Origin of the sequence: Cellulomonas algicola, from assembly GCF_003851725.1 — a bacterium.
GTDB lineage: Bacteria > Actinomycetota > Actinomycetes > Actinomycetales > Cellulomonadaceae > Cellulomonas > Cellulomonas algicola.
Map to the genome: position 1 here is coordinate 1 of NZ_BHYL01000167.1, position 20,572 is coordinate 20,572.

At 69.0% G+C, this 20,572-nt stretch carries 15 protein-coding genes, 1 tRNA gene and 1 pseudogene; 8 read left to right on the top strand and 9 right to left on the bottom strand.

All coding sequences use genetic code 11. The annotated features are described in order from the left end of the window. Nucleotides 1–3,000: pseudogene (locus CTKZ_RS21580) on the top strand (hypothetical protein); the annotation flags it as partial. Nucleotides 3,001–3,024: 24 nt separating this feature from the next. On the opposite strand, the gene CTKZ_RS11440 reads toward CTKZ_RS21580, so the two are convergent. Together CTKZ_RS11440 and upp are read right to left on the bottom strand one after the other, a co-directional pair. After that, nucleotides 3,025–3,690, bottom strand: coding sequence for an NAD(P)H-binding protein (locus CTKZ_RS11440; protein ID WP_124343062.1), 666 nt, complete (start codon nt 3,688–3,690; stop codon nt 3,025–3,027). 488 nt (nt 3,691–4,178) lie between these two features. After that, a complete protein-coding gene (gene upp / locus CTKZ_RS11445; protein WP_124343063.1) occupies nt 4,179–4,814 on the bottom strand; it encodes a uracil phosphoribosyltransferase in 636 nt (211 codons plus the stop codon). Between the two features lie 73 nt (nt 4,815–4,887). Between upp and CTKZ_RS11450 the strand changes: the two genes are divergently transcribed. Further along, a complete protein-coding gene (locus CTKZ_RS11450; RefSeq protein ID WP_124343076.1) occupies nt 4,888–5,394 on the top strand; it encodes a nucleoside deaminase in 507 nt (168 codons plus the stop codon). Between the two features lie 172 nt (nt 5,395–5,566). On the opposite strand, the gene CTKZ_RS11455 is transcribed toward CTKZ_RS11450, so the two are convergent. Then, a complete protein-coding gene (locus CTKZ_RS11455; RefSeq protein WP_124343064.1) occupies nt 5,567–6,400 on the bottom strand; it encodes an NAD-dependent protein deacetylase in 834 nt (277 codons plus the stop codon). A gap of 75 nt (nt 6,401–6,475) precedes the next feature. On the opposite strand from CTKZ_RS11455, the gene CTKZ_RS11460 reads away from it, so the two are divergent. Continuing rightward, a tRNA-Ser gene (locus tag CTKZ_RS11460) sits at nt 6,476–6,565 on the top strand. An 81-nt stretch (nt 6,566–6,646) separates the two neighbouring features. Here CTKZ_RS11460 and CTKZ_RS11465 read toward each other — a convergent pair. The 6 genes from CTKZ_RS11465 to CTKZ_RS11490 are packed head-to-tail and all read right to left on the bottom strand — an operon-like array spanning nt 6,647 to nt 11,905. After that, nucleotides 6,647–7,849 (bottom strand): tyrosine-type recombinase/integrase, encoded by a 1,203-nt coding sequence (locus CTKZ_RS11465; protein WP_124343065.1) that lies wholly within the window; start codon nt 7,847–7,849, stop codon nt 6,647–6,649. Nucleotides 7,850–7,852: 3 nt separating this feature from the next. Then, entirely contained in the window at nt 7,853–8,080 is a 228-nt protein-coding gene (locus CTKZ_RS11470; RefSeq protein WP_124343066.1) for a helix-turn-helix domain-containing protein, read from the bottom strand. Between the two features lie 18 nt (nt 8,081–8,098). Continuing rightward, on the bottom strand, nt 8,099–9,628 hold the full coding sequence (locus CTKZ_RS11475) for a replication initiator (protein WP_124343067.1): 1,530 nt from the start codon (nt 9,626–9,628) through the stop codon (nt 8,099–8,101). Next, complete coding sequence (locus CTKZ_RS11480; protein WP_124343068.1) at nt 9,628–11,100, bottom strand: FtsK/SpoIIIE domain-containing protein; 1,473 nt, start codon at nt 11,098–11,100, stop codon at nt 9,628–9,630. Before CTKZ_RS11480 ends, CTKZ_RS11475 begins: the two co-directional genes overlap by 1 nt. Continuing rightward, a complete protein-coding gene (locus CTKZ_RS11485) occupies nt 11,100–11,480 on the bottom strand; it encodes a hypothetical protein (RefSeq protein ID WP_124343069.1) in 381 nt (126 codons plus the stop codon). Before CTKZ_RS11485 ends, CTKZ_RS11480 begins: the two co-directional genes overlap by 1 nt. After that, nucleotides 11,480–11,905 (bottom strand): plasmid replication, integration and excision activator, encoded by a 426-nt coding sequence (locus tag CTKZ_RS11490; protein ID WP_124343070.1) that lies wholly within the window; start codon nt 11,903–11,905, stop codon nt 11,480–11,482. Before CTKZ_RS11490 ends, CTKZ_RS11485 begins: the two co-directional genes overlap by 1 nt. 137 nt (nt 11,906–12,042) lie before the next feature. Here CTKZ_RS11490 and CTKZ_RS11495 point away from each other — a divergent pair, with 137 nt between their 5' ends. From CTKZ_RS11495 to CTKZ_RS11515, 5 genes are all read left to right on the top strand, one after another. Then, the gene (locus CTKZ_RS11495; protein ID WP_124343071.1) at nt 12,043–12,945 is read left to right on the top strand and encodes a DUF5919 domain-containing protein; all 903 of its coding nucleotides are present in this window, start codon (nt 12,043–12,045) and stop codon (nt 12,943–12,945) included. Then, a complete protein-coding gene (locus CTKZ_RS11500; RefSeq protein WP_160142891.1) occupies nt 12,929–13,696 on the top strand; it encodes an inositol monophosphatase family protein in 768 nt (255 codons plus the stop codon). Before CTKZ_RS11495 ends, CTKZ_RS11500 begins: the two co-directional genes overlap by 17 nt. A 675-nt stretch (nt 13,697–14,371) precedes the next feature. After that, the gene (locus CTKZ_RS11505) at nt 14,372–15,952 is read left to right on the top strand and encodes a type I restriction-modification system subunit M (protein WP_124343073.1); all 1,581 of its coding nucleotides are present in this window, start codon (nt 14,372–14,374) and stop codon (nt 15,950–15,952) included. Continuing rightward, nucleotides 15,949–17,178, top strand: coding sequence for a restriction endonuclease subunit S (locus CTKZ_RS11510; RefSeq protein WP_124343074.1), 1,230 nt, complete (start codon nt 15,949–15,951; stop codon nt 17,176–17,178). Before CTKZ_RS11505 ends, CTKZ_RS11510 begins: the two co-directional genes overlap by 4 nt. Then, nucleotides 17,175–20,312, top strand: coding sequence for a type I restriction endonuclease subunit R (locus tag CTKZ_RS11515; protein ID WP_124343075.1), 3,138 nt, complete (start codon nt 17,175–17,177; stop codon nt 20,310–20,312). Before CTKZ_RS11510 ends, CTKZ_RS11515 begins: the two co-directional genes overlap by 4 nt. The last annotated feature ends 260 nt before the right edge of the window (nt 20,313–20,572 follow it).

Below are 20,572 nucleotides of genomic sequence, written 5' to 3' on the forward strand. Positions count from 1 at the left end.
GGTGCCGGCGCTGCGGGCGGGGCCGCGGGGGCCGGTGGGGCGGGTGCCGGTGGGGCGGGTGCCGCGACGGCTGCGGCGACCGGGACGACGGCGGCCGTCAGCGCCACCGCGGGCACGGCTGCCGCGGGTGGTGTCGCCGCGCTCATCTCCTCGATCCCGCTGGGTGCGGTGGCCGTCGCGGCCGGCACCGTCGCCGTCGCCGCGATCGCGGCCGTCGGCATCTACGGCCTGACGCGCGGCACGGACGAGCCGGAGGCCCTGCCCGCGCCGTCGGTGTCCGTCCCGGAGGCGAGCGCGACCCCGACGCCGAGCACGTCGACCGCGCCCGCACCGACGCCCACCCCGACCCCGTCGCCGACCGACGTGCCCGACCTCGACGGGTCGGGCGCGCTGCTCGCCGACGAGCCGCAGGACGGCACCCCCCGCACCCGCACCCAGCCGGGCAGCACCGACGACGAGACGCCCGACGACGAGACGACGCCGCCGCCCGCCCCCGCGGACGTCGGCGTCGTGCTGCCCGACGGCGGGCTCGTGCTGGCCGCGGGCCTCGCGGGGCAGGAGCTCGCGTTCGGCGTGCAGAACACCGGCGGGACCGTCGCGACGAACCTCGTCGCCGAGGTGACCCTGCCTGTGGGGGTGTCCGTCGACGGGATCGCCGGCGCGGCGCTCGAGGGCCTGACGCCCGGCCGGTTCGCGGTCACCGCCGCCGGCGGCTGGGTGTGCACGCCCGACACCGGCAACGGGGTCGTGCGCTGCACGCTCGCGACGCTGCCACCCTCGTCGGTGGCCCGCCTCGCCCTGCGCGTCTCGATCGACGAGGCCTACGACGGCATGGACGCGGCCGTCGGGCTGCGCGTCGCCGGTGGCGGCATCCAGTACCGCCCCGCGCCCTTCCCGCTGCACATCCAGGCGTCGCCCGCACGGCTCGCGCTCCGCAGCGCGCCCGCGTCGGTCGCGCTGCTGTCGGGCCGCTCGACCCAGCTCGACCTCGACCTCGCGAACGTCGGCGGCTCACCCGTCGGCCCCACGCCCGCGACCGCGACGCTGCAGCTCCCGCGCGGCGTGTCCTGGTCGCCCGTCGCGGGCAGCGCCTGGACGTGCGCGGACTCCGCGGCCGGGGTGACGTGCCAGGTCCCGCGGATCGGACCGCGCGCCGCCGCGCCGCTGTCGCTGCTGCTCACGGCCGACGAGCCCGGCGCGGTCGGTGCGCGCAGCATCGGGATCGACCTGCGGCCCACCGGCGTGCGTGCACCCGAGCACCTCGAGGTGCCGTTCACCGTCCAACGGCCCACGCGCCTCGGCCTCACCGGCGACGTCGGCACGACGCTCGCACGCGGCCGGGCGTCGAGCGTCGCGCTCGCCGTCTCCAACCTCGGCGACGTGCAGGCGCCCGGGCTCGTCGCGCGACTCACCCGACCCGCCGGGACCGCGTGGCCCGTCACGCCCGTCGACGGCTGGACGTGCGGCCCCACCGACGCGGTCGAGATCTCCTGCACGCACGACGTCCTGCCCGGCGGCGGCAGCGTGCCGCTCACCGCGCACCTCGACGCGCAGCCCGGCGCCGTGGGCGGCCTGGGCGACCTGCTCGTGCGCGTCGACGCACCCGGTGCGGACGCCGCGCAGGAGCACCGCGTCGCCGTGACCGCGACCGCGCCCGTGCTCACCGTCACGCAGCCCGTCGTCACGCTCACCGACTCGTCACGCTCCGGCACCGTCTCGTTCGCCGTGAGCGCCGCCGGTGGCGACCTCGCCGCCGACGCCGACGACGTCGTCGCGACGCTGACCCTCCCGACGGCGTTCACCGTCGACACCGAGGGCGGCGGCACGACCACCGAGAACTGCGTCGCCGTCGACGCCCGCCGCTACCGCTGCGACGTCGGCCCCGTGCCCGCAGGCGGCACCGCCGAGGTGCTCGTCAACGCGCGCTGGTCGGGGAGCGCGCGCGGAGCGTTCGTCGTCGCCGCGCAGGCTCCCGGGGCCGCGCCTGTCAGCGCCTCGACGGACGTCAGCACCTCGTCCGCGGGCCTGAGCCCGCGCGCGCGGTTCGAGGGCGGCTGGGCCGTCACCGAGGTCGGCGCGCCTCTGCTCACGTGCCGCACCACGCTCACGACGTGCGTGCCCGCGCTGCAGAACGGCGACCGCGACAACAACAGCTTCGACATGGTCGAGCTCGACGAGGGGCCGGACCTGCCCGGCGCGAACGGCACCCGCCCTGCCGTCCGCACGTCGTCGTTCACGCAGCTCGACGTGCCCGCCGGCCGGCAGATCGCCTTCGCCGGCCTGTACTGGTCCGCCAACATCGGGCCCGGCGACACGTGGAGCGGCGACCCGGCGGTCGTCCGGTTCCGCGGGCCGAGCTCGGCGTACCAGACGCTGCGCGCCGCCGACGGCGACGTCGACCGCCTCACCGACAACGCCGGACGCGCCTACTACCAGTCGTTCGTCGACGTGACCGACCTCGTCGCCGCGCAGGGCGGCGGCACGTGGTCCGTCGCCGACGTCGCCGTCCGCGCCACCAGCAAGGACCCCCAGCGGTCCTACTACGCCGGCTGGTCGCTCGTCGTCGTGTACGCCGACCCGTCGACCGACTCCAACGTCACCGTCTACGACGGAGCCGCGTGGATCGGCACGACCGCGGCCCCGCCCGTCTTCGAGTTCGCCGCCCGCGCCGGGACCAGCGCCCGCATCGGGGTCGTCGCGTGGGAGGGCGACCGGACCGCCGTCGGCGACCGGCTGCTGCTCGACGGCAACCGTCCGCTCGTGCCGGTCCGCTGGGACGGGAGCACGCCCGGCTCGGGCGTCAACAACGCGTTCGACTCGACCGCGCACGGCTGGCGGTGGCCCAACTCGCTCGGCGTCGACGCCAAGGCGTTCGTGCCCGCGACCCTCTCCGGCGACGTGTCGTCGCTGTCCGCCACCACCAACGGCGACCAGTACCTCATCGGCGTCGTGACGCTCCGCACCGAGCCCGTCGTCTCCTCGGCGAGCATGCCCCGCTGACGCGCCGCCTGCGCGGCTCGGCGCTCAGTCCGCCGGCTCGACCACCGCGGCGACGGCCGCGTCGACCGGCACGACGCCCTCGGTGAGCTCCAGGACCAGCCCGGCCGTCAGCGGCGCGTGCAGGACCGCTGCGAGGACCTCGGCGACGTCGGCGCGGGGGATCGAGCCGCGCGGCACGTGCGCGTCGAGCTGCACCCGGCCCTGCGCGTCGTCGTCGGTCAGCCCACCCGGGCGCACGATCGTCCAGTCGAGGTCGCGCGACCGCAGGTCCTCCTCGCTCGCACCCTTCGCGCGCAGGTAGGCCGCGAACACCTCGTCCGTCCCGGGCGGCGGCTCCGTCGACGCGCCCATCGACGACACCAGGACGTACCGCCGCACGCCCGCCAGCTCGGCACCGTCGGCGAGCAGCGCGGCCGCGCCACGGTCCACGGAGTCCTTGCGCTCGGCGCCGCTGCCCGGACCCGCGCCCGCGGCGAACACCACCGCGTCCGCACCCGCGATCGCCTCGGCGACGTCCCGCGCGTTCGAGCGCTCCAGGTCGAGGACGACCGCCTCGGCGCCGTCCTCCGTCACGTCCTGGACGTGGCCCAGCTGCCGGATCAGCGCGACGGGGACGTCACCCCGTGCCGCCAACGTGCGCGACAGCAGGCGCGCGACCTTCCCGTGCCCGCCGGCGATCGCGATGCGCATGCCCTCGACGGTAGGCCGGGGTCGTCGCCGCGGCGACCTGAGCCGGGACGTCCCCGGGGTGTCGCCCCAGCGTGTCGCCCGCCCTCAGCGGTGCGTGCTCGGCGCCGCACACGGAGCCTGACCACTCGGCGTCCGGTCCGCGGGTGTGTCGCGCTGCCGGACCTCCCGGGTCCCCCAGACCGGCGGGTGGTCCGGCAGCGCGTGCGTCGACCGCGTCCCCCGAGCCGTCGACGAGACGTGATGCTGGCAGCGGTGCCGGTCGCGCCCAAGGGGTCCCCACCGCCGTCTCAGGATGCGGAAGCGGTGCGAGGTGTCCGCCTCCGCCGGCCTCGCGGGCGATGGTCGTCGGCAGCGCGACATGAGAGCGGGATCCGGCGCGCCGGTCGGTGGTCCGCGCGTCGACGCGGCCGTGTGCCGGCCGGTCCCGTCGAGGCGCTCGTGAGCGCCGTCCGCGTCGCCCGTGCGCCGTGCGCCGGCGCGGCCGTGCGTCAGACGATCCCGTAGAGCCGGTCGCCCGCGTCGCCGAGGCCCGGGACGATGTACGCCTTCTCGTTGAGCCGCTCGTCGACCGCCGCCACGACGACCTTCACGTCGGCGCGGTCGCCCACGAACTCCTCGACGACCTGGAGCCCCTCGGGAGCCGCGAGCAGGCACACGGCCGTGACGTCGCGCGCCCCGCGGGCCAGCAGGTAGTCGATCGCCGCGACGAGCGTGCCGCCGGTCGCGAGCATCGGGTCGAGCAGGAAGCACTGGCGGCCGGACACGTCGTCGGGCAGCCGGTTCGCGTACGTGACGGCCTCGAGCGTCTCCTCGTCGCGCTGCATCCCGAGGAACCCAACCTCCGCCGTGGGCAGCAGCCGCGTCATGCCGTCGAGCATCCCGAGGCCCGCGCGCAGGATCGGCACGACCAGCGGACGCGGGTCGGCCAGCTTGACGCCGGTCGTCGTCGTCACGGGCGTCTCGATCTCGACGGTGTCGACGTGCACGTCCCGCGTCGCCTCGTACGCGAGGAGCGTGACGAGCTCGTCGACGAGCTGCCGGAAGGTCGGCGAGGGCGTGCCCTTGTCCCGCAGGACCGTGAGCTTGTGGGCGACGAGCGGGTGGTCCGCGACGTGCAGGCGCATGCGCACAACCTACCGGCAGTCCCACCAGGTGGACGTGGCGAAGGTCCCCGCAGCGGGCGTGTGCTGCGTCATCATGGCGGGCATGACGGACGGTCCCCGGCGGGCGGTGCAGCCCGCCGACGCGTGGGCGATGGGCCTCGCGCTCGACGAGGCCCGCCGCGCCGTCGCGACCGGTGACGTGCCGGTCGGCGCCGTCGTGATCGGGCCCGACGGTGACGTCGTCTCCCGCGGCCGCAACGTCCGCGAGGCGACCGACGACCCGACCGGGCACGCCGAGGTCGTCGCGCTCCGTGCCGCGTCGGACCGGTTGGGCCGCTGGCGTCTCGACGACTGCACGCTCGTCGTCACCCTGGAGCCGTGCCTCATGTGCGCGGGGGCTCTGGTGCTGGCGCGGGTCGCGCGGCTGGTGCTCGGGGCGTGGGACCCCAAGGCGGGCGCGTGCGGGTCGCAGTGGGACGTCGTCCGCGACCGCCGCCTCAACCACCGCGTCGAGGTCGTCGGGGGAGTGCGCGCCGACGAGTGCGGCCTGCTCCTCCAGCGCTTCTTCGAGACCCACCGCGACGGCGTCCCGCACCTCTGACCGACCGGCACGGTCCCGACTCTCGACCGTCGCGTCGCCGCTCGCTGGTGGGCTCTCGTCCGAGCCCCCGCCTCGCAGCGTCGAGCCGGGCCTCGGTACCGCTTCCGTCGCACGCCCGGTCACCAGGCCCGGGTCGACGGCGAGCCGCGACGGCCCTCGGCGCCCGCTGACGTCAGAGCGTCGCGGCGAGCGTCGTCAGCGTCTCCGACGTCCCCGCGTGGAGCGTCACGGTCGCGTGGCGGTCCCCGCGGGTCGTGCCGCGGTTCACGATCACCACGGGCTTGCCCGTCTGCGCCGCGTGCCGCACGAACCGCAGCCCCGACTGCACCTGGAGCGACGACCCGGCGACCAGCAGTGCGTCGCCGTCGTCGACCATCGCGTACGCCCGCTCGACCCGCTCGCGCGGGACCGTCTCGCCGAAGTAGACGATGTCCGGCTTGAGCATCCCGCCGCACACCGCGCAGCCGGCGACGACGAAGTGGCTCGTCCGCTCGACGACCGCGTCGGCGTCCGGCGCGATCTCGACGTCGGCGACCTCGTCCGCGAAGTGCGGGTTGAGGTCCTCGAGCCGCTGGGCCAGCTCGGTGCGGGGGATCACGCGGTGACAGTTGAGGCAGACCACGCGGTCGTACCGTCCGTGCAGGTCGATGACGTTCCGCGAGCCGGCCGCCTCGTGCAGCAGGTCGACGTTTTGCGTGATGACGCCAAGCACGGTCCCTGCGTGCTCCATCTCTGCGAGCGCTCGGTGCCCCGCGTTCGGCTGCGTGCGGCCCACGTGCCGCCAGCCGACGTGGTTGCGGGCCCAGTAGTGCCGGCGGAACCGCTCGTCGCCGGTGAACTGCTGGAACGTCATCGGCGTGCGCGGCGGCGAGTCCGGGCCGCGGTAGTCGGGGATCCCCGAGTCGGTCGAGACGCCCGCCCCGGTCAGCACCGCGAGGCGTCGGCCGCGCAGCAGGTCCACCACGTCGGGCAGGGTGCCTGCGGGATCGAGGACGGCATCGCTCACGTCCCCACGGTAAGCCGCGGGCCGCGGAGGAGCCGATTCGGTGCAGCGGCTCCGACCGGGTACTCTTCTCCGCGAGGTAGCGTGTCCGAGCGGCCTAAGGAGCACGCCTCGAAAGCGTGTGTGGGTGAAAGTCCACCGTGGGTTCAAATCCCACCGCTACCGCCAGTCGAAGGGCCCCACCCGCGTAATCTTGCGGAAGTGGGGCCCTTCGTCGTTCCGCCTGCTCCGCCTTGGCTCCACATTGGGTCACGACGCGGCCTCGTCCGACGCCTGGGCGACGAGCTGATCGATCACCACGCGCACGTCTGGGGCGATGTGGATCCGCTGGACGTAGTGCCGGGCAGTTGTGCTTTCGTCCGCGTGCCCGAGCAGGGCCGTCGCGTGCGCGATCGTCGTGCCCCTCGCGACCTGCGTCGCGACCGTGCGGCGGAAGTCGTGCGGAGTGACGTCGACACCTGTGCCGGCGCGTGCTGCGGCGAGCTGCTCGCGGACGCGGCTGGGGGAGCGCGGCGAGCCCTTCGTCGATGGGAACACGAGGTCGTCGGGCCCGCCGTCGAGGCCCAGGTCGAGTGCCGACTGCAGCGCACTCACGACGAAGTCGGGCAGCGTGATCGTCCGTCGCGACGAGTCCGACTTGGGCTTGGACTGCCGCTGGAGCTTGCTGTCGATCCTGACGATCGTCCCGGTGACCGTCAGCGTCGGGATCTCGGCATCAAGATCGAGGTCGGCGGCACGGAGTGCGAGACACTCGCCGATCCGCAGCCCGGTCCCGAGCATGGTGTCGACGATCTCGGGTAGCAGCGTCACGTTGCGTCGCCCGCGAAGCGCTGCCGGGCGGTCCTCCCACTCACGTACGGCTTTGCGCAGCAGCGCGATGTCCTCGAGCGCGATCGTCCGCACCTCGGCGCGCTTCGGCTTCCGCACCGTGACCGCGTCCCGCACCGGGTTCGTCGGCGCTCCGCCGTAGCGCACGCACATCATCATGACCTGCGACATCACGTTTCGCGCCTGCCGTGCGGTGTCGAACTTCCGAGCGCCGCTCAACGCCATCAGGAGACGGTTGACCGCCACGGGGGTCACCTCACGCACCCGGAGCGCCCCGAACGCGGGCCGTAGATCCCTGTCGAGCACGCCGAGGTAGGTCGCGAGCGACTGGGGAGCGATCTGCCCCTCGGCTCGCTTCTCCGCGATCCACTGATCGAAGACGATGCCCATGCGAGTGTCCGGCAGGATCGCCGCGGCGCCGTCAACCACCCACTCGGTGCTGGCCCGGATCAGCCGATCCTGGAGCTTCGCCTCGGCCGCCGACGCCGACGGACCGCGCGCCCCGACCTTGTGGAGGACGCCGGCGAAGTCGCGGTACCGCGCATGCGCTCGCCAGACACCGGGGGAGACCTCGCGACGGGAGATCCGACCCCAGCGCCCTGGCGGGATGGGCTCGCGGGCCACCGCTCACTCCTCCTGACGCTTGTCGGTGACGCGGTCGAGCCACGCCTCCACGTCGTCCGGGCGATAGCGCAGCCTGGCGCCCACCCGCAGCACCTTTGGGCCACCGCCTCGACTCGACCATGCGTAGACGCAGTGGAGCGTCACGCCGAGGTAGTCGGCCAGCTCCTCCGGTGTCCACAGCCGCCGCCGAACGGTCGGCCTGTCGATCGGTCCCACACTCGCCGTGCTCATCTCAGATCCCCCCGCTCGTCATGCTCGCTGCTTGTCGATAGTTCGCTGCTCGGCCCGCCACTTGGCGTACTCGCGGGCGCGTGAGGCGGCGGCGTCGGCGAGTGCCTTGTCGCCCGCTCGCGGCCAGCCGGTTCCCTCGTACGACCACGAACCGATGACCAGCGTCGTCTCCTCGTCCGCTGCCATCAGCTGCTCCTCGAGCTCGCGGACGTCGAGCTTGTCGAGCTGTCGTCTCACGTCGGCGAGCAGCGCGTGGAAACGGCGACGGGCGCGACGCAGCGCCCCGAGCGTGACGGAGTAACGGCGTGACTTCGTGGAGAAGTGCCCTCGGAAGCCGAGCATCGCGGCCCAGCGGCCGAGCAGCGCGTATGGGTGTCGAGCGCAGTTCCCACAGCGCCGCGCGCGGCGATCTGCGATCCGTTCCTCGCAACCGAACGGGCAGCCGTCGAGGGCTCGTGCGGCGAGAGTGCGGCAGGTGGTCATGAGCGCCGCGAGGTGATGCAGAGGGCGTCTCGGGTCGACGCCGGTCGACTTCGTCGAGTACTTGGCGAGGTACGCCGCGACCTGCTCGCTGGTGATCTGGTCAGCCACCGCGCCGCCCTCGCGGACGATCCTGACGTCCGTCTGAGCGCCGAAGCGCAGCACGCGCTCGACGTCGGTGCGGTCCACAGGTGGGGCGGTGCATCGAACGACGGCCGCCGCCTCGAGCACGCACCGTCGCAGCCCGCTGGCCGTGGTCGGTGCAGGCGATCCCGGTCCTTCGGAGCCGTCCAGGCGGACGAGCGCGTGGAAGTGCACGACCCCGCGCGCCTGGAACTCGGCCACCTTCGCGTACTCAAGCCTGGCGTGCTGCGCCAGGTCGCTTTCCCGGACACCGAGCTCGGCGGCAAGTCGGCGGCGCAACGCGATCGTGAAGCGGCGCCAGAGCTCCGGTGCGTGCCACTGCCAGATCACCGCAGAGGGGGCGTCGTAGCAGTCAGCGCACAGAGGTGCGCCCACTCGCGGGTCGTCTCCGTCGTGCCGAGCCCAGCACGCCAGACGGCGGCCATGCGGGCACCAGGCCAAACGCGTCCGTGGGTGACACTGCTCCTCGCCGTCGCGGACGCCGTGCACGAGGCCGAAGGACGGGGCCGTCAGGGTGACGAACAGCAGAGGGTTGGTGCTGACCGTCGCTGGGACGCCCTTCCCGCCGTTCAAGCCGGTGGATATCAGCTCGTAGGTGTCGCGGGCGTACACGCGCGAGCACGACGCGCACACAGCCTCCCGGCGGTTCCCGCACGGCTTGTAGAGCGCGCCAAGAGGCTCATCGGCGGAGTAGAAGGACGAGAGAATCTCGCCCGTCCGCAGATCCACGGTCGCCGACCGACCGACGAGCCGTACGGGACGCACGCAGTTGCCGGCCTTGGCCAGTGCGTCCACGAGGGCCGGCATCGTTCCGTCGCTCAGGCGTCCCACGATCGACGCGGCCTCGCCAGGACCGATGCCGCCCAGGTCGAGCGGTGACTCCGGTCCATGGCCATCGAAGCCGCTGGGGCGCCCCTCAGTCATCACGCCACCTCGGTGTCCTTGGCAGGTCGAGGGGAGCGAGGGGATCGTTGGCGACGCGGACGAGGTTCCACGGGATCGGGCGCCTTCGCTGGCTGCAAAGCATCCATGACGGCGCCGTCATCGCCGTCGATTGGAACCTGCGGTGCCGGATACACCTGCGCGACCATGCGGATGACGTCATCGGGCCAGTAGTCGGCTCGGACGCGCTCCACGGCGCCGTCGTCCTTCACCACGTAGCCCGCGCCGGCCATCGTCCGCTCGATCCGGTGGGCTGGGGCGAGGTCGCCGTAGCCATCGCCCAGCACCATCCGCGTTTCCGCCGACGAGGCGAGGCGCAACGCGATCGTCTGCGTGAACAGCTCGCGCATCCCGACCGTCTCCTTGCGAGGGTCCTGGACGAACGCGACGACGATGACGCCGAGCGCGCGGCCCTGGGCAAGGATCCGCTTGAGGAGCGTCGATGCCTCGTTGACGACGTCGCGTGACGCGTAGGCGGTCAGCACCGCGAGCTCGTCGATCAGGAGCACGTGGATCGGGTCGCCTGGTCCCGCCTCGAACTGGCGCGACCTCCCTCGCATGGCCGCCTGTCGCTCGACGATCACGCGCTGTAGCGCGCGCAGCAGTCGCACGGCCGCCTGCTCGTCCATCGCAACCGACGAGAACATGCCAGCGCCGACGGCCACCTCGACGCCGCCCTTCAGGTCGATGCCCCAGAGGCGGACCAGCGCCGCACGAGACGCCGGGGCCAGGTTGCCAGCGACGCCCCAGAAGATCGACCCCTTGCCGGCGCCTGAGCGCCCGACGACGAGCGTGTGCCGACCGTTGAGCTCCAGCCGCCACGGCGAACCGTTGGACACCCTGCCGAGCGTGACTGCCTCGGTCTCGATGTCGTGCGGAACCGGCGCTGTCGTGATCTGGTGCAGCAGCTCGCGCATCGTCAGCACGAGCTCAGCTACACCCGACCGGACGCGACGGGACTCAACGGACTCCGCGCCAAACGCCGTCGCGATCGCATCAGCCACCTGATCCACGTCGTCGACGGTCTGCCCGGCGGTCACGCGAACCTGCAGCACGAGCGCGTTGCTCGTCGTCGTGACCTTGAGAAGTCGAGGAACGACAGTCGGCGACTTTGGCCGTTCGGAGCGCATCCCGAGTCCGCACCGCTCGGCGACCATCGACCAACCCTTGCGCCCCCGACGTCGCCAGCCTCTGCGGCGGAGCGGACCCCCGAGGGCCGCTTCGTACGTCAGTGGGCTGACGGCCCGCCAGACCGCTCGAGCGGCGTTCCAGGCCAGGACGCACCACATCGCCGCTTCGCCTGCTGCCTCGTGATCGGCGATCAGGAGGACGTTGCCGATCACGAGGCAGATGAGGGCTGCGCGCCACGACTGGACGGTCCAGGACGCGGCGTCCCGGAACACGCGTGCCACCCGCCGCAGCACGAGCCAGACGATGCGGAGCGCCGTGTCCATCACGCAGCGCCCGGGAGTGCCTTTGGCGCAGGCTCTTTGTACTGGTCGCTCCGCGGGAACGCGCGCAGTGGACGCACGAGCTCGCCGCCGCAGAAGACCTTGAACTCCGGCTCCGGCCACGCGCCCCCGCTCCAGACCGCGAACCCCTCAGACGTGGGCGTGGGCTCGTAGTCGGCGACGCGACCGAGCGCCAGGCGCCAGGCCAGGTACTCGGCCGTCGGCTGCGTGTTTGCGCGCACCGAGAGGATGCCGTGGCCGACGCCCACCCAGCTGACCTGGCCGTGCACCATTGCGACGACGTCGGCGGCCATCGTGAGCAGCTCCGTGATGGTTGGGCCCGGCTCCTCGGCCGCTGCGCCACCGGTCGTGAGCTCTGACATCACGCCACCGCCTTCGGTTCCCCGACCTTCGCGGCGTGGCCGGGTGCGGCGAAGCTCTGCGCCCGGAAGGACCACGCGATGCGGGGCCGGCGGCCAGAGTCGTCGATGTACGGCAGCGCGGCCAGGCCGACGAATTCCACCGGCGTCCACGGCATCGGGGAGTTGTTCTTCGGCGGGACCGGCTGGTGCTCAGCGGCGAACTTCACCGTCACGCCGATCTCGCGGCGGCCCGCCTCGTCGTCCCCGTCGATGACGGTGCACTGCCAGAGCGGCAGCCCCGTCTCCTTGTCCCGCTGCTGCGGCCGGGAGCCGTCCGGGCGCTGCTCGGCCTGGAAGTCCGTGACGGGCTCGACGAGCCCGCGGAGAAAGGCGCCCTGCGGGAACGCCGTCTCGTGAGCGATGGGGAAACGCTTCGCGATAGCCACTTGAACCAGCCTCCGATCGCATCTAGAGCGCGTCGATCGCGTCTCCTGCGAACGACTACACACCCATACGAATCGCGTGTCAAGCGATCCCGCACCCCTCCATCGCGCGTCAGGCGATCCGTGCAAGAATCGGCAACGTGAACGCGACCTGGGACAACGTGGTTCGAGACGTTCTTGACCAGGCCCGCCGCGCCGCCGGGGGCGGCGCACCTCTGGCTCTCGCGCTCCGCTCAGCCAACGTCGGTCCAGAGTCGGGCACCTACTCCGAATCGGCTGTTAGCAACTGGATCAAGGGCCGCGCGCGACCGCCGGCCGATGTCGTACTCGCCGCCGCTTCGCTCTACGGCATTTCGCTCGACTCCCGCCTCGGTCTCGAGCCGAGCACGGCTAAAGCGGAGTCGAACGACGTTGAGGAGCTGCGCGCCGCGGTTCACCGACTTGAAGCGCTCGTCCACGAACGGCTTGCGCCGCCGGCCGAGGATGCCGCCTTCTCCACCCGAGACGTCCGAGCAGTCTTCGCTGACCGCTCCGAGGCGCTCGCCGCAATGCCTGTGCTCCGCACGCTCGCAACGTCGCAGCGAGTGGAAGCGATGGGTCTGAGCCTCACGGCGCTCTGCCAGGGAGTCTCTGACGTTACCCTCGCCGAGCTCGTCGAGAATGGCCTCGTGCTCCGATGCCTGTTCCTCGACCCCGAGGGCGATGCCACGCGCGCCCGAGAGCTCGAAGAGGGCCATCCCGTAGGGCATCTAGCGAAGATCACACGCACGAACATGCTCGCTATCGCGCGTCTCCGCGAGACTCTCTCGCCTGAGGCCACCGAGCGCGTCGAGGTGCGCACCTACGACGATCCCCTGCGGTTCAACATCACACGCTTCGACCTGGCACGCACCCTCGTCCAGCCGTACCTGCCGCGCGTCCGAGGCCTCGATGCGCCGGCATTCCTAGTCGAGGCCGACGATGCACACCCGCATGGTCTCTTCTCAATCTTCGACGCCGTGTTCAGCCAGACATGGGACCGCGGACGTGTCATCGAGGATTGAGCGCGCTGCGGACGCGGCAATCGACCTTGCGCTCTCGCTCATCGGAACCGGCGAGACGGGCGAGCGGATCTACAAGACCGATCGCGACTTTGCTACGTCCGTCGACCTCGCTATAGAGGATGCGGTTCGCGAACTTCTCGAACACGAGACGCCGGATATCGGCTTTCTGGGTGAAGAGCGTGGCCGAACGGGGAAGTCGGGCTACTACTGGTCCCTCGATCCGATCGATGGGACTACAAATTTCTCTCGGGGCCTGCCCAACTACGGGGTCTCGCTTGCCCTAATAGAGAACGATCAGCCCGTCTTTGGAACGATCGCTCTCCCAGCCCATGGGGAGCGCTACTTGAGCAGAGGTGCCAGCGCAACGCTCAACGGGCACACCATCTCGGTCGCGCCCACGTCCCTGCTCAAGGACGCGATCGTCTCCGTGGGTGACTTTGCGACTGGGGTGGATAGTGAATCAAAGAACGAGCGACGACTCGGAGCGCTCGCCGCGCTCGCCGCATCGGTTGGCAGGATTCGAATGCTCGGATCTGCCGCAACAGACCTCGCTTGGCTGGCGGCCGGTCGACTGGACGCCGTCCTCATTGACGCGAACCGCACCTGGGACGTTGCCGCAGGGATAGCCCTAGCTCGGGCCGCTGGCGCAGCCGTGAGCCACGTCGACGGCACCCCGTACGGGCTACACGGCCCGGATGTGTTGGCTGCTGTGCCCTCCCTCCACCGCGCCCTCGTCTCGGCCCTCGCGTAGACCCCGGCGGCGCCGTCCTTAACCGCCTCCAGTCCGGTCGCTATCCCCGAGCTCTACGACTCGGACGGGTCTGCTGCACGAGTAGGTGACAGCGGGCTCGGACGGCGAGTGCCACCTGACAGTGGTGAGAGTCTTGTACTCGGCGGGCGTCAGGTGACCGAGGCGTGCCTGGCCCCTGCGGTGCTGGTAGTCCGCTCGATCCGGACGATGATCGCCGGGCGCAGTTCGTCCTGGGTCGCCCAGCGAGGCCTGTTCAGAAAGTGTCTTCTGCAGCTCACGCGCGCCGACGAGCGCGGCGAGCCAGTGGTTAGTAGGGCTGTCTGACGAGGCTTCGGGACCCAGCACGTCAACGCCGACTGGGATCCCGTCGGCGCCGAGTTCACTCACGAGCAGGTGAGCCGCTTCCCGGCAGCTGTGCCTGAGTGCGAGGCTCGTCGACGGATCAGGCTGCGTCACGCAGCCGGTTGCGCAGAAACGACTCGACGATCCCAAAGTCCTGCGCGATCTGCTGATCGGGGACTCGCCGCGACGGGCGCCCGCCACGCTTCCCGACGGAGCTGCTTCGGAAGGGGCATAGGTACCCCTTCAGTCCACCCGAGCCGATAAGTTTGGGCGCGCGCTGTTTGCGCGAGCGCATAAGCCCACGCCTCCGGCGGGGAGGAGACCGAACCCGACATGGCCCGTACTGCCAAGCCGAAGCCCCAGAAGACACTCGAACAGCGCCTGTGGGACGCTGCGGACGCCCTACGAGGCAACCAGGAACCGTCCGAGTACAAGCACGTCGTGCTTGGCCTGGTCTTCTTGAAGTACATATCCGATCGGTTCGAGGAGCGCCGTCGCGCGATCGAGGTCGCGCTGGCCGACCCCCACTCAGATGACTACATCCCCAACCCCGAGCGTCGTGGCCGCTACCTCGAGGACCGCGACGAGTACGCCAGCCACAACGTTTTCTGGGTGCCCGAACTGGCTCGGTGGGAGTACCTGCAGGGCTTGGCCAAGCAGCCCCAGATCGGCCAGCAGATCGATCAGGCCATGGACCTGATCGAGAAGGAGAACCCAAAGATCCGAGGCGTCCTTCCGCGCAACTACGGCCGCGAGGGCCTCGACAAGGGTCGCCTCGGGCAGCTCGTTGACCTCATCGGCGCTATTGGCTTCACGGAATCGGACGATCACGGCAGCGATGACATCCTCGGCCGCGTCTATGAGTACTTCCTAGGCCAGTTCGCAGGCAAGGAGACCGGCAAGGACGCCGGCGCCTTCTACACACCGCGCTCGGTCGTCCGCACGCTCGTCGAGATGCTGGAACCCTACAAGGGGCGCGTGTATGACCCGGCTTGCGGCTCCGGCGGCATGTTCGTGCAGTCGGCTGAGTTTGTGCAGGCCCACGGCGGCAAGCGAGACGACATCGCGGTCTACGGCCAAGAGTTCACCGACACGACCTGGAAGCTGGCGAAAATGAACCTCGCACTGCGAGGCATCGAGGCCGATTTGGGCAAGCACTCCGCCGACTCCTTCACCCAGGATGTCCATGCCGACCTGCGCGCCGATTTCGTCCTGGCGAACCCGCCCTTCAACGTCAGCAAGTGGTGGCACCCGAAACTCGCGGGTGATCCGCGCTGGAAGTACGGCACTCCGCCGGAGAGCAACGCCAATTTTGCATGGGTTCAACATTTTATATACCACCTAAGTCCGAAGGGGACGGCCGGGTTCGTCCTGGCTAACGGATCGCTCAGCGAGAAGAGCGGAGGTCAGGGCGAGATCAGACGAAAGCTCGTCGAGGCCGATCTCGTCGATTGCATCGTAACGATGCCGAGCAACTTGTTCTTCAACACGACGATCCCGGTAAGTCTCTGGTTTGTGTCCAAGGAGCGACAAGGCAACGGGCACCGGGAACGCCGTCGGGAGGTGCTTTTCATTGATGCAAGCAAAGTCGGAAGAATGGAGAACCGACGCATACGCACGCTCGACGACTGCGATATTGACAGGATTGCAGGCGCCTACCACGCGTGGCGCAATCGTGACGGCGGCTTCGAGGACGTACCTGGCTTCGCCAAGGCTGCCAGTTTTGAGGAGATCGAGAAGCACCACTTCATCCTCACGCCGGGCCTCTACGTCGGCAAGGAAATCGAAGGAGAGGCCGCGCTGCCAGTCGAAGAGCGGATCCAGCACCTGACTTCCGAACTGCTAGCGGAGTTCAGAAGAGGTCACGAGTTTGAGGTTGCGGTTCGGCAGCAGTTGGGCGGCCTCGACCTGTGAGCCGACGCACTGTCGCCCTCCGGGAGGTGGGGCAGATCGTCGGAGGTGGTACGCCGTCGACAAACCATCCCGAGTACTTCGGCAATGACTATCCCTGGATCACGCCTAGGGACCTATCCAGGCAAGGGACCCGTTTCGTCGAAGCCGGTGAGAGGGGGATCAGCCAGGCGGGTCTGGCCGCCTCGTCTGCCAAGTTGCTGCCAGCTGGTACGGTCGTGATCTCCAGTCGAGCTCCGATCGGCTTGACGGCGCTCGCCTCGGTTCCCGTGACAACCAATCAAGGCTGTCGGAGCTTTGTGCCCGGTAACGACGCCGACTCGCTTTTCATGTACTACCTTCTTGGCTCCTTATCGGATGAGTTTGAGCGCAGAGCCAATGGTTCGACATTCAAGGAAATCTCGGGCTCCGCGCTCGGCGCCTTTGAGATCGACCTGCCGGACTTGGTAGAGCAGAAGGCAATTGCGATGGCTCTAGGGGCCCTCGACGATAAGATCGAGTCAAATCGTCGGACTATGGGCATCCTCGAGAAACTAGGGGCTGCCCTCATTGAGCAGGCCTTCACCTTGGACCCCTTCGGCAACCCGGAGTACGACGACTCGCGGCGTCTAGGGGATGTGCTGTCCCTGCTCGAAACGGGGTCAAGGCCAAAGGGCGGTCTTCAAGAAGGCGTCGAGGGCGTCGTTAGCCTCGGTGCTCAGCATGTTCAGTCGGCCGGTGTATGTGCCCGCACGGATTTTGGACACGTGCCGCACGAGTTCGCGGAATCCATGACGCGGGGTCGGCTGGAGGAGGGTGACGTCTTGATCTACAAAGATGGCGGCAAACCGGGGAATTTCATCCCGCACGTCAGTGCCTTCGGCTACGGCTTCCCTGTCGATCGCGCCGTGATCAATGAACATGTCTACCGGGCGCGTGCAGGGCAAGGCGTGTCGCAGGGGTTGTTGTACTGGCTCCTGCGCTCTCCATGGATGGACCTGGAGATGCGCAAACGCGGCACCGGGGTTGCAATTCCGAGTTTGAACAGCACGAATGTGCGAAATCTGCCAACCCCGGCTGGGCTAAGCTCCAAGGCGTCAGGTTTGAGCGAGAAACTTGAACCTATGCTTGCCGCGCTGCTGCGCTTGGGCACCGAAAATCGTCGCCTGGCGAACATCCGAGATGCACTTCTTCCCGAACTTCTATCAGGACGCATCGGTGTGAGTCAAGCGGGAGAGGCGTTCTCGTGAATGCACTCAACGAGTCAATCGTCGAGCTCGCCGCTTTGGAGTACTTCCGCCAGCTCGGGTATCAAACGGCGTTTGGCCCGTTTCTGGCTCCGGGTGAGGCGACGGCGGAGCGCGAGTCGTTCCACCAGGTATACCTGTATGAACGCCTGCGTGACGCTGTTCGGCGGATAAACCCGGGTGTCGACCGGACCGTGCTCGACGAAGCAATCAAGCGACTGGGCCGTGCCGAGTCGCAGAGTTCCATCGACGAAAACTTCCGCGTCCACGAGTTGCTTACCAAGGGCGTGCCGGTTGAACACCGCGAAGATGATGGTACGTTGCGCACGATTCAGATTTGGCTCATCGACTTCGATGACCCGACGCGCAACGACTGGCTCGCCGTAAACCAGTACACGATCGTAGAGAACACCAAGAACCGTCGACCAGACGTACTGGTCTTCGTGAACGGGCTTCCGCTCGGTCTCCTTGAACTAAAGAATCCCGCGGACGAAGGCGCTACGCTCAAGGCGGCATGGAACCAGATTCAAACCTACCGCCACGACATTCCATCGGTCTTCGATGCCAACGCAATTGCTCTGATCTCAGACGGCACGTCGGCGGCTGCGGGCTCGTTCTCGGGGAGTTTCGAGCATTACGCGCCCTGGAAGGCGATCGACAGCCCCGAGCCCGTCAGCGGCCAGCCCGCACTAGAGATCGCAATCAAGGGCATCTTCGAACAGCATCGATTCCTGGACCTGGTGCGGAACTTCGTCGTATTCAGCGAGGAGACAACGAGCAAGCCAAAGTCTGGTCAGAGGGTGCGTCACCTAGTAAAGCGAATCGCCAAGTACCACCAGTTCTGGGCGGTCAACCGCGCCGTCGAGGCGACTGTCGCGGCGTCAAGTCCGAGTGGTGACCGCCGCGGGGGGGTCGTATGGCACACCCAGGGATCGGGCAAGAGCTTCGAAATGGTGTTCTACGCCGCCAAGATCATGCGTGAGCCACGGATGACGAACCCGACCCTTGTCTTCATCACCGACCGCAACGACCTAGACGACCAGCTGTTTGGCGAAGTGTTCGCGCCGGCCAAACTACTTCCAGAGCGCCCGGCGCGAGCGGACAGTCGTGTCGACCTCCGTCGGATGCTCCGCCGCGTCTCGGGCGGCATCCTGTTCACCACGCTGCAGAAGTTCCGGCCCGGAGAGGACGCCGACTACAGCCCGGAACTCACTGATCGCCGCAATGTCGTCGTCATCGCTGATGAGGCCCACCGCAGCCAGTACGGCTTCGGCGAGACGCTCGACTCCCAAGGCCGACTGCGCGCCGGCCTAGCCAAGCACTTGCGCGACGCGCTTCCAAACGCAACCTACCTCGGTTTCACGGGCACACCGATCGAGTCAGGCGACAAGTCGACGCGCGCCGTGTTCGGCGACTACATCGACGTCTACGACCTAACGCGCGCCGTCGACGACGGGGCGACTGTGAAGATCTACTACGAATCGCGGCTGGCTAGCGTCGAACTCTCCGTTGAGGACTACGAGACACTCGACGAGCTCGCCGAGGAGATAACCGAGAAAGTTGAGGAAGAGGAAGCGCGCCGGGCTCAATCTCGCTGGTCGCGTCTGGAGGCCGTCGTCGGCGCCGAGCCGCGCCTCGACCAGGTAGCGGCCGACATCGTCGAGCACTGGGAGAAGCGCCGCGACGCCTTGTTCGGCAAGGCCATGATCGTCACGATGTCGCGCCGCATTGCGGTGCGACTTTACGAGAAGATCGTCGCTCTGCGGCCAGACTGGCATTCTGACGACCCGCTACAGGGTCGCATCAAGGTCGTCATGACTGGCTCTGCCGCTGACCCCGCCGAGTTCCAGCCTCACATCTACAACAAGGACCTCCGCCGGGAACTCAAGAGCCGCGCCAAGAACCCGAGCGATCCGCTCGAGCTCGTCATCGTCCGCGACATGTGGTTGACCGGCTTCGATGCACCATCGATGCACACCATGTACGTCGACAAGACGATGCAGGGCGCTGGGCTCATGCAGGCCATCGCGCGCGTCAATCGCACTTTCCGCGACAAGCCGGGCGGCCTTATTGTCGACTACATCGGCGTGTTCGCGAACCTCCAGGAGGCGCTCGTCGAGTACTCGCCGAGCGACCGTAAACAGGCTGGCGTGCCGATCGAACAGCTTGTGTCCGCGATGCTGGAGAAGCACGACGTCGTTCGCGCTCTACTGCACGGCTGCGACTTCGACTCCAACCCAAGTCTGCCGCCCCAAGAGCGTCTTGCCCAGCACGCAAAGGTGCTCGACTTTGTCATGGCGGACCCCGACCGCACCGAGCGGTTCAAGGACCAGGTGCTGGGGCTCGCCAAGGCCTTCGCGCTCTGCGGAGCCCGCGACGAGGCCAACACCATCCGCACCGACGTCCGACTGGTCGTCGATGTGCGTTCCGCAATCCTGAAGATTCAGAATCCGGACTCCGGCCGCGGCGGCTCTGGGGCGGTTGAGATCGACACCGCTATCGGCCAACTCGTCAACGAGGCTATCACCGCAGATCAGGTTGTCGACATTTACAAGCTCGCGGGCGTAGAGACTCCTGAGCTTTCGCTCCTGTCAGATGAATTCCTCGATTCGCTTGCAACGAAGGATCGGCCCAACCTCCAGATGGGCCTTTTGCGTCGCTTGCTCGCCGATCAAATCAGGTCGGTCCAGCGCACTAATCTGGTTCAGTCTCGCAAGTTCTCGGAGCAACTCGAAGAAGCCATAAACAGGTACACCAACCGGTCGCTTACGACGGCCGAGATCATCGCCGAACTAGTCGAGCTGGCAAAGGAGATGCGAGACACCGCTTTGCGCCATCAGACGCTCGGTCTGCGCGAAGACGAGGTTGCCTTCTACGACGCTATCGCTCAGAGTGCGTCCGCCGTGATGGCGATGGGTGATGACACCTTGAAGGCGATCGCCCGAGAGTTGGTCCTCGCGGTGCGCTCCAGCGCAACCATCGACTGGAACTTGAAGGACAGCGTCCGCGCAGCGATGCGCTCTAAGATCCGCAGGTTGCTGGATCGCTACGACTACCCGCCCGACCATGAGGAGAGGGCGGTTGAGTTGGTGCTCCAGCAAGCCGAGTTGTTCGCAAGCGTTGAAGTGGAGTCGTGACAGACACATCGACACACTCGACTGCCGTCGTCAGCGCGCCCACGTCAACACCGGCAGGACCGCGCACGTTGAGCCGTTCGGTGATCCAAGCCGCTCGATGCGTCCCGCCCAGAGCCGCTACGTCGTTGACCTGCGCGCCCGGCTGCACCGCGCGACACAGGGCATCTGCTCAAGGCCCGCGGTGAGAACTTTCCTTACTGACTCAAGGCGCGCGGCTGCGCCGCGCGCGGGCGGCCTCCAGCGCGGGGCCCCGGGGGGCG